Below are 13584 nucleotides of genomic sequence, written 5' to 3'. Positions count from 1 at the left end.
CATGCCGTCCCCTGTCGTTCTTTACCCACGGCCGATCTGGCGCTGTCGCCGCAAAACGACGACTTAAGCCAAAGCCAATTTTAATGTTTAAAATCAATTAATTATGTGTCTCAAGCTGGCGACAACGTCGAACCACATTGTCGCTGAAAACCTACACACGTGCCGGTTGAGACAAAATGCCAATGTTCAGATACGCAAAAACCCGTGCAATGCTGCACGGGTTGGTCGCTATGCGTTTCGTCGCGGCGGGAAGGACTTACCCTCATAAACGGCGGACGTAAAAAAACCGACTTACGTCGGTTTCTTTGAAACTGGTCGGCGAGAGAAAGATGACGCGCGCCCCAGGATGTAACGCCCAGCGGGCCGTTGCTAAAGCAACGTTGTTTCGCTTCGCGAGGCTCGAACCTCCTGCGGAGGTGCTCATCCTCATAAACTGCAGGCGTAAAAAAACCGACTTGCGTCGGTTTCTTTGAAAGTGGTCGGCGAGAGAGGATTCGAACCTCCGACCCACTGGTCCCAAACCAGTTGCGCTACCAAGCTGCGCTACTCGCCGATTTGTGTTGCTCATACTACCCGATTTATCAGACCGTTGTCCATATAAATCTTATATTTATCAGATATTTTGCGTGGTGCGAAGAGAGGGACTTGAACCCTCACGTCCGTAAGAACACTAACACCTGAAGCTAGCGCGTCTACCAATTCCGCCACCTTCGCACTGTCACAAAATACTGCTAAATCTTCACTTCGCTTAGGAAGTGGGGTGGCTAATGGGACTCGAACCCACGACAACTGGAATCACAATCCAGGGCTCTACCAACTGAGCTATAGCCACCATTACTACTTCTTCTTACTCACGCGGTAATATTACCACCGCAGCTCCTGCGCACAAACTTAATGGCGCGCCCGACAGGATTCGAACCTGAGACCTCTGCCTCCGGAGGGCAGCGCTCTATCCAGCTGAGCTACGGGCGCGTAGCGCCGTTGCGGGAGGGGATACTACGGATTTACACCAATCCTGTCTAGTGCTTTTTCGCAGAAATGTTGCGTTTGATTACGCTTTGCTCACTCCTGCGCAGGAAAGCGCACTCCGTAGCCCCTTTTCACCGTTTATTGCCGCGTTTCTACCCGATTTTCAGCCGGATGATGTTTCTTATGCATGCCGAAAGCGAAGTAGCACAGGCTGACGCCCGCTAAGAAAATCGCCCCGACCAGCAGGGAAATTCGCGTATCCGGGTTGATTCCCATGCCGACCAGCACGCAAACCAGAAAAGCGATGGTCAGATAGTTCACATACGGGAACATGATCGACTTAAAGCTGTGGTTTTTGATCGCTTCCTTGTGCGCGCGGCGGAAATAGAGTTGGCTTATCAGCACCACGAACCACGGCACCATGCCCGGCAACACGCTGGCGCTGTAGACATAGACGAACACCTGCTCCGGATTAGGGATGATGTAGTTCAGCGCGGAGCCCACCAACAGGCAGCCGATGGTGACGGCGATGCAGTTGACCGGCACGCCGCTGGCGGAAAGCTTGGTCAGCGCCGCCGGCAGTTGGCGATTCTTGGCCAGGGCGTACAGCATGCGGCCGCCGCTGTACATGCCGCTGTTGCAACCGGAAAGCGCGGCGGTCAGTACCACGAAGTTAATGATGCCGGCAGCGGCGACGATGCCGATCTTGGCGAAGGTCAGCACGAACGGGCTGCCGGTAGTGCCGATGCCGTTCCACGGGAAGATGGTCACGATGACGAAGATCGCGCCGACATAGAAGATCAGGATGCGCCACAGGATATTGTTGATCGCGCGTTTCAGCGTCACCTGCGGGTTTTTGGCTTCCCCGGCGGTAATGCCCACCAGCTCAACCCCCTGATAGGACGCCACCACGATGCACAGCGCAAACAGGAAGCCCTTCCAGCCGCCGGCAAAGAAGCCGCCGTGCGCCGTCAGATTGGCGAAACCGATAGGTTCACCGCCGTTGCCGAAACCGAAGAAGATCACCCCCAGCCCCACCAGAATCATCACGATGATGGTGGTGACCTTGATCATGGCGAACCAGAACTCCAGCTCACCGTACAGGCGCACCGCCGCCAGGTTGGCCAGCGCCACCATCGCCACGGCGATCAGCGCGGGGACCCACTGCGGTATTTCCGGGAACCAGAACTGCACATACACCCCGATGGCGGTGATCTCGGAAATGCCGACGGCGATCCACATAAACCAGTACCCCCAGGCGGTCAGGTAGCCGAAATAGGGATTCATGTATTTATGCGCGTAAACGGCGAACGACCCGGCGACCGGCTCGAGGAACAGCATCTCCCCCATCGAACGCATAATGAAGAACACGAACAGCCCGGCGATGATGTAAGCCAGCAGTACCGACGGCCCGGCCCATTTCAGCGTACTGGCCGATCCCATAAACAGGCCGACACCAATGGTGCCCCCGAGAGCGATAAGCTCGATGTGCCGGGCCTCAAGGCCTCGGTGTAGCCCTTGCGGTTTCTCTTTGTGTGCCATAAATCCTCAATAATTTTTCTCGGGTTGTGTTTGCCTGCCGGCCGCTGCCGGTCGTTATTGTCATTATTAAAAGAATAAATCATCCCCTGCCGTTCGGGTTGGCATCAACGGGTAGTCGGAGCGAAGTTACCGTGAGAAGAACATCGTTCAGCGCTGTCGCATCAGGCTTCAGCGGCCAGGGATAATTTCCGGGCGGTATCGTTTCGCATTTCGTCGCTATAAGCAAACCGCAATTTAAAACTTTATGGAATAAATGCGGCGACGTTTAGGGCTGGGGGTTATAGATATGCGGGAGAAATAGGCAAAAGCAGATTATTGGTACAGCAGACCGGGGCGAACCGACACATTCCCCCCCGGATAAGCGATTACATTTTACCGCTGTAGTAGTAGCCGACAAACTTCAACAGCTTCAGCTGCCGGCCGATGCGGCTGGGCTGGCTGAGCAGGCGGTAAAGCCACTCCAGACCGAGTTTCTGCCATACCTTGGGCGCACGCTTCACATGGCCGGTAAACACGTCGTAGGTGCCGCCCACGCCCATATACAGCGCCTGCGGATGCACCTTGCGGCAGTCGCGCATCAGGATCTCCTGCTTCGGCGATCCCATCGCCACCGTCACGATGGCGGCGCCGCTGGCGCGAATACGCTCGAATAGCGCCTCTCGCTGCTCCGGTTTGAAATAGCCGTCCTGGCTGCCCACCAGGTTAACGTTCCACTGGCTGCGCAGCTTCCGTTCGGTTTCCGCCAAGACTTCCGGCTTGCCGCCGACCAGGAAGACCGGCGTGCCTTCGCGGCCGGCGCGCTGCATCAAGGCTTCCCAAAGGTCGGCGCCCGCGACGCGCGAAACGTCCGCCGCCGGGTATTTGCGGCGAATCGAGCGCACCATGCTGATGCCGTCGGCGTACTTGTACTCCGCTTCATCCAGCAACGCATGCAGCGCCGGGTCCTCTTCCGCCTTCAGGATCTTTTCCGCATTCATGGCCACCAACGTGCCCTGTTTGACTCGGCCGCCGTCGAACAAAAAGTCCATGCAGTGCGCCATATCGCGAAAGCCCCACAGGCTGAAACCGCGCAGCTCATACTGCGGCACCGAAATCTTTGTTTCCATCGTCGTCATTACCCTTACAAAAGACCGTCCGCCCTTGGGGGAGAGGCCAGCGCGCGGGCGCGCGTCACTCTGGCCTTGATGAGCCCGGCGGTATCGAACAGCCAATACAGCAACTTCGCCAGCACCAGACAGGCGCCGAAAATAATGCAGAAGAACACCACGCGCGAAACGAATGAGTCCACCCCTTCGCGCGCCAATACAATCATGTTGAACACCGCGCCGAAGCAGAATCCTTGCAGGATAGCCGCCTTATAGCGGTTCGGTTCGGTTTTGCCCAACTCATACAGCCAGTCGAACCACTTGATGATCATGCCCACCAGAATCGCGCCGAGCGGGATGAACAGCGCGCCGCCCATCACCACCAGCGAACCGATCAGCGTCGGGGATATCGCCAGCCCGGAGTGGTTGTTCAGCACTTCCCAGGTAAAATAGTTGGCCGAGTTCAGCACCACGTCCGGCCGGCCCGGCCATAGCCACGTTGGGATAAAGACGTAGAAATCACGCAGGATCGGCGCCAGGCCCTGGAAATCGATCTTGTCGTAATTTTGCAGCAGCAGCGCCAGATTTTCCCACGGCGAGAAAGTGTCTCGGGTCAGATAGAGGAAGGTATAAAACGCTTCCGCGCCGCTGACGTCCAGGCTGTAGCGCTTCAACGCCAGCCAGAACATGCCGACCACGCCGAATATGCCGGCCGCCGCCAACATCCACAGCGTGATCCAGCCGCGCACGATGCCGATAAACAGGAACAGCGCGAAGGCGATGATGATATTCGCGCGGGTGCCGCCGACGATGACGTAGGTCAAAATGCCGAACGCCACCGTCGCCACCAGGAACAAGAACCAGGCGCGCAGATCCTGCCGCAGGAAATAGACCACCAGCATCGCCGGAATGAAGAAGTAGAAGAACCGTTTGAGCGCCACGCCGGACACGTCGCTGGAGAAGATCTGGCTGTAGGAATTGAGCTTGAACAGCAGGAAGCCGTTCTGCATGAAGAAGATACCCACGGTCCCGATCGCCACCAGCGCCAGCAGCACCCAGGTCATATGGGTTTCCACCCGGTTCATGGTGAACAGCGCCGCGCGCGGCTGAGAGCGGCGCTTGCGCAGCCGGGTCTTGTAGGTGACGTAATAGATGGCGTAAAACGCCGTCGCCGACAGCAAGGCGTACAGCAGAAACTCCACCGGCACCACCTCGACGTCAAACTGAAACACCAGCAGACAGGTCAGCGGGAAGCCGAAATAAAACGTCAGCAAATACAGCAGCGAGAAGAAGACGTTGAAGTTAAAGCGCACGCGCCGAAACTCCTGGTAGGTCAGCGTCAGAATAAACGTCAGGCTGACCAGGTAGACGACGAACAGGCCGCCGAATTGCGCCAACGTCATGAGTGCTCTCCCGCCGCCAGCGCCAGGGCTTGCTGCCAGCCATCGACATAGTTCGGATTAAAGAAGGCGATCGTCTGCTTGTCCACCGCCGCCAGCTGACGCTGCGCTTCGCGCACCACCGCCTCGTCGAGCGAGTCGCCGTAGAACAGCACCGGCAGGTGCTGTTCCGCCAAATCCTGCCAGAACGGGTTCTGCCGGCTGAGCACGAAAGGCACGCCAAACTGAATCAGCAGACACAGGGTGCCTATCCCCTGCTGGCGATTGAAAATGAAATAACCCAGATCGCAGGCGCGCAGGATGTTGAGGTAGTCCTCAAACGCCACCTGCTGCGTGAGCAGCTGCAGGTTTTTCTCGCCGAACAGCGGCAACCCGGCGGCGCGCACCTGCTCGATGTAGACGTCGTTATTGGCCGGATAGCCCATCGGCAGAATCACGCGCACGTCGGCGCCGAACTGCTGATGTATCGCCTGCAGCGCTTCGATATGCCGGTTGCTGCGATCGCCGGAGTTGCCCACCAGAATCGTCATCGGCCCGGCCAGATTTTTCTCGACGTGAACGTCGGTCAGCGCCGGATCCATCCGCGTCGGGAAGTACAACAGCGAGGCCGGCACCCGCGCATGGCGCTGCTGATAGTGGATCACGTCGCCGCGGGTGGCGAACACGTTCCCCACTCGCCCCTGAGCAATGCGGCGCAGCAGGTAAAACAGCCGAAATTTCCAGCTGGTGGCGTCTTCGTACAGATCGGCACCCCAAATATGCCAACTGACCTGATGCGCCTTGATCTTGCCGCTCAGCAGCGCCAGCCACAGCCCCGGGTTAAACTGACCGTGCAGGAAGAAGCGCGCATCGCGATCGGCCTGGGCGCGGGCGATCACCGCCGCCGCCAGGCTCTTCTTGTCGGCGTAAGGCTCAATGTTCAGGGCGGGGAAATCCCCCAGTGCCGCCACATCCTTGGCCGCCACCATAAAATGCCGCGTCTGCTCAGCCGGCAAACGCGGCGCCAGCACGTCGTTGAAGAAGCGCAGCACCGTCTGGTTATGATGCGGGATATCGGATCCCAGAACGTGAATCAGTGTGGTCATACTCGTCTACGATAAATAAGAAACACGCAGCTACAGAGCGCGAAATACACGATGTAGGTTGCCATATAGGCCTGAGCCGCCCCCAGCGCGCCGCGCAGCGGGATCAGCCAGTGCGAGAACAGCGTCAGCAGCAGAAACTGGCTGACTTCCGTCAGGATATAAAAGCGCAGCGACGCTTTGGCGATCACCAAATAGCCGAACACATAGGCCCCGACTTTCAGCACGTCGCCCACCAGCTGCCAGGCAAACAGATCGCGCATGGCGACGAACTTGTCCGAGAACAGCAGCCAGATGGCGAAATCACGCAGCAACCACACCGTAAAGCTCGCCACCGCTACCGCCGGCAGCACGAATTTCAGCGAGCGCACGATCTCCCGCGAGATGGCGCCCTTGTCCGTCAACCGCGACAGCGTCGGCAGCAGATAGACGGTAAACGAGGCGGTGATAAACTGCAGATAGGCATCGGAAATGCTGCTGACGCCTTGCCAGATCCCCACCTCATCCCAACCGTAATGCGCGGCCAACAGGTTACGCATCATCACGTAGGCCACCGGCAGCGTCACCGAGGTGATCAACGCCATGAGGGTGAATTTGCCGAGGTTGCCGGCCACCCCTTTGTCCCAGCGTGGAGCCAGGTAGCGCAGCGGCAACGTTTTGCGCCGCCACAGCATCAGCCCGGCCGGCAGCACCACCAACGCCGGCACCAACGCCAGCCCTGCCAGCGCGCCTTCATAGCCGCCCAGCTTGAAGCACAGATAATAAGCCACCACGCCGATCAGGCTGCCGCCGATCACCGCCAGCGCGTTGCCCATCGCGTCGCGATAGCCTTTCAGCACCGCCATGAACAGGTTGGCGTAGGCGATGCCCATCTGAATGAAGGCGACGGCGCGCACCACGCCGACGTAATCGGCATGCCCGAACAGCCCGATGCTGATCGGCTCGGCGGCGAACAAAAACACCAGCGCCAGCAAGGTCGAAAAGCCCAGCACAATGCTCGACGCGGTGCCGACCGCCAGACGCAGACGCTGCGAGTCCTGGTGGTACTCCGCCACGTATTTGGTGATGCCGTTAAAAATGCCCGCGCCGGACAGCACGCCCAGCACGGTGATCAACTGGCGAAAGTTACCCGCCTGCCCCACGCCGCTGGGGCCAAACGCCACCGCCAGCAATTTCACCACCAATAGCCCCACGCCAATTTTGATCAGCGTAGAGCCGGCGGTCCATATCGATGCTTTTGCCAACGACATATCAGGCGAAGAAGCTCAGAATGGTATTGATTACCGTACGCTGATTGACATCGGACATATTGTAGAACAGCGGCAAGCGCACCAGACGCGCACTTTCCTGCGTGGTGTAACGGTCTTCGCCGGCAAAGCGGCCAAACTGTTCGCCGGCCGGGCAGTCATGCAGCGGGATATAGTGGAACACGGCCATGATTTCGGCTTCCTTCAGGTAGTCGATAAAAGCCGTGCGCTCTTCGATATCGCGCAGCTTGATATAGAACATGTGCGCGTTATGCACGCAGTCCGCCGGAATGCTCGGCAACTCGATACGGCCTGACCGAACCAACGGCAGGAAACTGTCGTAGTACTTCTGCCACAGCGACAGGCGGCGCTGGTTGATGCGCTCCGCCACTTCCAGCTGACCCCACAGGTAGGCGGCCTGCAGGTCAGACATCAAGTAGCTGGAGCCGATGTCGCGCCAGGTATATTTGTCGACCTGGCCACGGAAGAACTGGCTGCGGTTGGTGCCTTTCTCACGGATGACTTCCGCCCGATCGATCAGGGCCGGATCGTTCACCAGCGTCGCACCGCCTTCGCCGCCGGCGGTATAGTTTTTGGTTTCATGGAAGCTGAAGCAGCCGATATGGCCGATGGTGCCCAATGCCTTGCCTTTATAGGTCGACATCACGCCCTGCGCGGCGTCTTCCACCACGAACAGGTTATATTTCTTCGCCAGCGCCATGATGGTATCCATCTCGCAGGCGACGCCGGCGTAGTGTACCGGCACGATCGCGCGGGTTTTATCGGTAATCGCCGCTTCGATTTTGGTTTCGTCGATGTTCATGGTGTCCGGACGCAGATCGACGAACACCACTTTGGCGCCGCGCAGCACAAAGGCGTTGGCGGTTGAAACGAAGGTAAAGCTCGGCATGATCACTTCGTCGCCCGGCTGAATATCCAGCAGGATGGCGGCCATTTCCAACGACGCGGTGCAGGAAGGCGTCAACAGCACTTTCGCGCTGCCGAAATGCTGTTCCATCCACTGCTGGCAGCGACGGGTAAAACCGCCGTCGCCGCACAACTTGCCGCTGCCCATGGCAGCCTGCATATATTCCAGTTCAGTGCCAACAACCGGTGGTGCGTTAAATGGAATCATGTCTACCTCTGTATAACCAGTACGCGGTGCTTTCAATCACGGCACCCTGTCGTTGATAGAGTCGTAATGCGGCGATATTGCCTATCTGGGTCGCGACCCGCAGGTGCTGCATCCCCTGACGCCGGGATTCGGCGATCGCCGCCGCCATCAGCCTGGAACCAATCCCCCGGCCGGATGCGCCGGGGAAAGCTGCCAACAGGCCGATGCGTGTTTCCCGTTCGCCCAAATTGCGCAGGCTGACGAATCCTTCTGGGTGCCCCTGTTCGTCCAGCGCCAACAGGCACTGATGATCGAAGGTGCCCAAAACGGCCTTTTCGATCCACAAAGCATAAAACCGGCCGCTGTCATCAGGTTGATACCAGGGCGCACGAAAGCGGCTGGCGGCGAACGCCTGAGCCGCCGCGCTACGCAATGCGGGGATATCGGCCTCGGTCGCAAAGCGTATCGCCTGTACGCGGTCACCAAATTCAAGTATCGACCTGTTATCAAGCGCCAAAACCAGATCGACCTCGCCCTCAACCAGGCGGAAGCCGAAATCGGCCAAGTCATCCGCCAAGGCCAGTTGCTGCGCGGAGATTTTGGCCTGCACCAGGGCATAAGCCGCCAAGTCGGCCTCAGCCAGAACCGGAGCTGAGGAGGAGAAGATGAGTTTCGCGCTGTCCAGCGCGAAAAACTCACTTTCCCATGACAAAGGCTCAATAATGGCGTGGACGCACATGCAGCAAATCCAGCAAATACTTGCCATAGCCGGTTTTGGACAAGGAGTGGGCGGCACGTTTGACGCCCTCATCATCCAGCCAACCGTTGCGCCAGGCGATCTCTTCCAGACAGGCGATTTTAAATCCCTGACGTTTCTCGACCGTCTGCACGAAGCTACTGGCTTCCAGCAGGCTGTCGTGAGTCCCGGTGTCCAACCAGGCAAAACCGCGCCCCAGCAGCTCGACAGTCAGATCACCGCGCTCCAGATACATCTGGTTGATGCTGGTAATTTCCAGCTCGCCGCGCTCGGAAGGCTTCACCTGCTTGGCAAACTCCACCACCTGGCTATCGTAGAAATACAAGCCGGTTACCGCCCAATCGGATTTCGGTTTTTTCGGTTTTTCTTCGATCGACAGCGCGCGGAAATTGTCGTCAAACTCCACAACGCCAAAGCGCTCAGAATCCATGACCTGATAACCGAACACGGTGGCGCCCTCGGTACGAGCCGCGACGGTTTTTAATTTCGGACTGAAAGACTGGCCGAAGAAGATGTTATCTCCCAACACCAGGCAGCAAGAATCGCCGTTGATGAACTCCTCGCCGATCAGGAACGCCTGAGCCAGGCCTTCCGGCTTAGGTTGCGCGGCGTAGCTGAGATTGACGCCAAACTGTTCGCCATTACCCAGCAAACGTTCGAAGGACGGCAAATCCGCTGGGGTCGAGATGATTAAAATGTCGCGAATCCCCGCCAACATCAGCACCGACATCGGATAATAAATCATCGGTTTGTCATAGATCGGCAACAGCTGTTTGGACACGCCACGCGTGATCGGATGCAAACGCGTGCCGGAACCGCCGGCCAGAATAATACCTTTCATACTAGCTCCCAAATCCGCAGCGCCTTATAAGGACAGCACTGCGCTACATTCAATCGGACAGCCCCAAACGCTCGCCGGCATAAGAACCGTCTTGCACCCGGCGCCACCAGACTTCGTTATTCAGGTACCAAACCACGGTTTTGCGAATGCCGCTTTCGAACGTTTCCTGCGGCCGCCACCCCAACTCACGGTCGATCTTGCCAGCGTCGATGGCGTAACGCATATCGTGGCCCGGACGATCCTTGACGTAAGTGATCAGATCGCGGTAGTGCGCCACGCCCTGCGGTTTGTTCGGCGCCAGTTCTTCCAGCAGGTCACAGATGGTCTGCACCACTTCGATATTCTTGCGCTCGTTATGGCCGCCGATATTGTAAGTTTCGCCCACCACGCCTTCGGTCACCACCTGATAGAGCGCGCGCGCGTGATCCTCGACATACAGCCAGTCGCGCACCTGCGCGCCGTTGCCATATACCGGCAGCGGTTTACCAGCGACGGCATTCAGGATAACCAGCGGGATCAGCTTCTCCGGGAAGTGATAAGGGCCGTAGTTGTTCGAACAGTTGGTGACGAGGGTCGGCAAACCATAGGTGCGCAGCCAGGCGCGCACCAGATGATCGCTCGACGCCTTGGAAGCGGAATACGGGCTGCTCGGCGCATAGGGCGTGGTTTCGGTGAACAGATCGTCAGTGCCATGCAGATCGCCGTACACTTCGTCGGTGGAGATATGATGGAAGCGGAAAGCCTGCTTCTTCTCCGCCGCCAACGGCTGCCAATAGTGGCGCGCCGCTTCCAGCAGGGTGTAAGTGCCGACCACGTTGGTCTCGATAAACGCCGCCGGGCCGTCGATAGAGCGATCGACGTGACTTTCCGCCGCCAGGTGCATCACCACATCCGGCTGATAGCGGGCAAACACCCGATCCAACCCGACGCGATCGCAGATGTCGATCTGCTCGAAGGCATAACGATCGCTGTCGGCCACTACCGCCAGCGACTCCAGGTTACCGGCATAGGTCAGCTTATCCACCACCACTACGCTGTCGCCGGTGGCCTCGATGATATGTCGCACGACCGCAGAACCAATAAATCCGGCGCCACCGGTGACTAAGATACGCTTCAACGCCAAACTCCTTTGGTATCCACCACCCAGCTTTGCTTGATCTCTTCCGGCCGGATGGCCTTGAACTGCTGATGATCGACCAACATCACGATCACATCGGCCTGCTGCAACGCCTCAGCGATCGTTTTCAACGCCACATGACCCACCAACGATGCCGGCAGGTGTTCGACGTTAGGTTCCACGACTAGCGTTTCCCCCGAATGCCAATCAGCAATCAAATGGGCAACTTCCACCGCCGGGCTTTCACGCAGATCGTCGATATTGGGTTTGAACGCCAGGCCGAAGCAGGCGATTTTCACCTCGGACGCGCGCTTGTTAGTCGCGGCCAGGCAATCGGCCACCGCCGCTTTCACCCGGTCGACTACCCACAGCGGTTTACCGTCGTTTACCAGGCGCGCGGTGTGGATCAGACGCGCCTGCTGCGGATTTTGCGCCACGATAAACCACGGATCGACGGCGATGCAGTGGCCGCCGACGCCCGGGCCAGGCTGCAGAATATTCACTCGCGGATGACGGTTCGCCAAACGAATCAGTTCCCAGACGTTGATCCCCTGCTCGGCGCAAATCAACGACAGCTCGTTGGCGAAGGCAATGTTCACATCACGGAAGCTGTTTTCCGTCAGCTTGCACATCTCGGCGGTTCGCGCATTAGTCAGTACGCATTCACCCTCGAGAAAAATCTTGTATAGCGCACTGGCGCGCGCCGAGCACTTCGGCGTCATACCGCCGATCACACGGTCGTTTTTAATCAGCTCCACCATCACCTGCCCCGGCAACACGCGTTCCGGGCAGTAGGCAATATTCACGTCCGCCGCTTCGCCCGCTTGCTGCGGGAAGCTGAGATCGCTGCGCGTTTCAGCCAACCATTCCGCCACCTGCTCAGTGGCGCCCACCGGCGAAGTGGACTCAAGGATCACCAGATCGCCTTTTTTCAGCACCGGCGCCAGCGACTTCGCCGCTGTCTCGACATAGCTCAGGTCGGGTTCATGATCGCCCTTGAACGGCGTGGGCACCGCGATCAGAAACGCATCGGCCGGCTGCGGTTTGGTCACCGCCCGCAGATAACCGCCCTCAACGGCGTCCTTGACCACTTTATCCAGATCCGGTTCGACGATGTGGATCGCGCCACGGTTAATGGTATCTACCGCATGTTGGTTTACATCAACGCCCACCACTTTTTTCTTGCGTGAGGCAAACGCCGCCGCCGTTGGCAAGCCGATATAACCCAGACCAATGACAGAAATAGTGTCAAAGCTCATAGTGTCACCTGATGATTCTTTAAGGCTTCGAGGATACGCTGGCAGGCATGTCCGTCACCGTATGGGTTATGCGCCCGGCTCATCGCTTGATATTCGCTTTCGTCCGTCAACAACCGAGTTACCGTATCAACGATTTTGGTCACATCGGTCCCAACCAGACGCACCGTTCCCGCATCCACCGCCTCCGGGCGCTCGGTGGTATCGCGCATCACCAGCACCGGCTTGCCTAACGAGGGCGCCTCTTCCTGAATGCCGCCGGAATCGGTCAGGATCAGGTGCGCTTTGGTCATCAGATAAATAAACGGCAGATAATCCTGCGGTTCGATCAACATGATGTTATCGATACCTTTCAGAATACGGTTGACCGGCTCGCTGACATTCGGGTTCAGGTGCACCGGATATACTACCTGCGCCTCCGGGTGGTTGCGGGCTATTTGAGCCAACGCGCTGCAGATCCGCTCAAAACCGCCGCCGAAACTTTCCCGGCGATGGCCGGTGACCAGAATCAGTTTTTTGTCGGCGTCGAGGAACGGGTAACGCTGCGCCAGGCTAGCCTGCAGAGCGGCATCGCTCATCACCCGATCGCGCACCCAAAACAGCGCGTCGATTACCGTATTGCCGGTCACGAAAATCTGATTATCCGGCAGTGTTTCGCGCAGCAGGTTTTGACGTGAATTTTCGGTCGGCGCAAAATGGAATTTCGCCAAATGCCCCGTCAGAGTTCGGTTGGCTTCTTCAGGCCAAGGGGAGTACAGATCGCCAGTACGCAATCCGGCTTCCACATGCCCGACAGGAATTCGCTGATAGAACGCCGCCAGGCTGGTCGCCAGCGTGGTGGTGGTATCGCCGTGCACCAGCACCACATCAGGTTTGAACTCTTCCAACACCCCTTTCAGCCCTTCCAGGATGCGACAGGTGATTTCCGTTAGCCCCTGGCCAGGTTTCATGATGTTCAGGTCGTAATCCGGCGTAATCTCAAACAACCGCAATACTTGATCCAACATCTCACGATGCTGCGCCGTTACACAGACCTTTGCGTCAAAGGCCTCATCCTGAGCCAAAGCATGTACCAGCGGCGCCATTTTAATGGCTTCAGGTCTGGTGCCGAAAACAGTCAACACTTTCACAGAGAATCTCTTTTTGGTCAGTTAAGCGCAGGCGTACCTGCGAA

General features: G+C 58.0%; 11 protein-coding genes, 4 tRNA genes and 1 other RNA gene. All 16 read right to left on the bottom strand.

The annotated features are described in order from the left end of the window. Nucleotides 1-312: 312 nt before the first annotated feature. The 16 genes from EDY99_RS22100 to wecB all read right to left on the bottom strand — a co-directional run bounded on the left by EDY99_RS22100 (nt 313) and on the right by wecB (nt 13540). A non-coding RNA gene (locus EDY99_RS22100) (RtT sRNA) lies at nt 313-444 on the bottom strand. Nucleotides 445-476: 32 nt separating this feature from the next. Further along, a tRNA-Pro gene (locus EDY99_RS22095) sits at nt 477-553 on the bottom strand. A gap of 74 nt (nt 554-627) precedes the next feature. Next, nucleotides 628-714 (bottom strand) — tRNA-Leu (locus tag EDY99_RS22090). Nucleotides 715-756: 42 nt separating this feature from the next. Beyond that, a tRNA-His gene (locus EDY99_RS22085) sits at nt 757-832 on the bottom strand. Nucleotides 833-895: 63 nt separating this feature from the next. Further along, nucleotides 896-972: transfer RNA gene (locus EDY99_RS22080), tRNA-Arg, on the bottom strand. A 135-nt stretch (nt 973-1107) separates the two neighbouring features. Beyond that, nucleotides 1108-2511 (bottom strand): amino acid permease, encoded by a 1404-nt coding sequence (locus tag EDY99_RS22075; protein ID WP_004934226.1) that lies wholly within the window; start codon nt 2509-2511, stop codon nt 1108-1110. 365 nt (nt 2512-2876) lie between these two features. After that, complete coding sequence (gene wecG / locus EDY99_RS22070; RefSeq protein ID WP_033645032.1) at nt 2877-3617, bottom strand: lipopolysaccharide N-acetylmannosaminouronosyltransferase; 741 nt, start codon at nt 3615-3617, stop codon at nt 2877-2879. A 14-nt stretch (nt 3618-3631) separates the two neighbouring features. Continuing rightward, nucleotides 3632-4999 (bottom strand): ECA oligosaccharide polymerase, encoded by a 1368-nt coding sequence (gene wzyE / locus EDY99_RS22065; protein ID WP_033631481.1) that lies wholly within the window; start codon nt 4997-4999, stop codon nt 3632-3634. After that, nucleotides 4996-6081 carry a TDP-N-acetylfucosamine:lipid II N-acetylfucosaminyltransferase gene (locus EDY99_RS22060; RefSeq protein WP_060660083.1) on the bottom strand — a complete coding sequence of 362 codons (1086 nt, stop codon included), beginning with the start codon at nt 6079-6081 and terminating at the stop codon, nt 4996-4998. The genes wzyE and EDY99_RS22060 overlap by 4 nt, the downstream gene beginning before the upstream one ends. Further along, complete coding sequence (gene wzxE / locus EDY99_RS22055) at nt 6078-7328, bottom strand: lipid III flippase WzxE (protein WP_123062067.1); 1251 nt, start codon at nt 7326-7328, stop codon at nt 6078-6080. The genes EDY99_RS22060 and wzxE overlap by 4 nt, the downstream gene beginning before the upstream one ends. Before the next feature lies 1 nt (nt 7329). After that, nucleotides 7330-8460, bottom strand: coding sequence for a dTDP-4-amino-4,6-dideoxygalactose transaminase (gene rffA, locus EDY99_RS22050; protein WP_033631478.1), 1131 nt, complete (start codon nt 8458-8460; stop codon nt 7330-7332). Beyond that, nucleotides 8447-9178, bottom strand: coding sequence for a dTDP-4-amino-4,6-dideoxy-D-galactose acyltransferase (rffC, locus tag EDY99_RS22045; RefSeq protein ID WP_069100561.1), 732 nt, complete (start codon nt 9176-9178; stop codon nt 8447-8449). Before rffC ends, rffA begins: the two co-directional genes overlap by 14 nt. Beyond that, a complete protein-coding gene (rfbA, locus tag EDY99_RS22040) occupies nt 9156-10037 on the bottom strand; it encodes a glucose-1-phosphate thymidylyltransferase RfbA (protein WP_033645039.1) in 882 nt (293 codons plus the stop codon). The genes rffC and rfbA overlap by 23 nt, the downstream gene beginning before the upstream one ends. A 49-nt stretch (nt 10038-10086) precedes the next feature. Then, on the bottom strand, nt 10087-11154 hold the full coding sequence (gene rffG / locus EDY99_RS22035; RefSeq protein WP_033645040.1) for a dTDP-glucose 4,6-dehydratase: 1068 nt from the start codon (nt 11152-11154) through the stop codon (nt 10087-10089). Next, nucleotides 11151-12413, bottom strand: coding sequence for a UDP-N-acetyl-D-mannosamine dehydrogenase (gene wecC, locus EDY99_RS22030; RefSeq protein WP_033645041.1), 1263 nt, complete (start codon nt 12411-12413; stop codon nt 11151-11153). Before wecC ends, rffG begins: the two co-directional genes overlap by 4 nt. Continuing rightward, nucleotides 12410-13540 (bottom strand): non-hydrolyzing UDP-N-acetylglucosamine 2-epimerase, encoded by a 1131-nt coding sequence (wecB, locus tag EDY99_RS22025; RefSeq protein WP_033645042.1) that lies wholly within the window; start codon nt 13538-13540, stop codon nt 12410-12412. Before wecB ends, wecC begins: the two co-directional genes overlap by 4 nt. Between the last annotated feature and the right edge of the window lie 44 nt (nt 13541-13584).

This window comes from Serratia sp. LS-1 (assembly GCF_003719595.1).
Lineage (GTDB): Bacteria > Pseudomonadota > Gammaproteobacteria > Enterobacterales > Enterobacteriaceae > Serratia > Serratia ureilytica.
The sequence above is the reverse complement of the archived record's forward strand: the minus strand, read 5'-3'. Positions and strand labels throughout refer to the sequence as shown.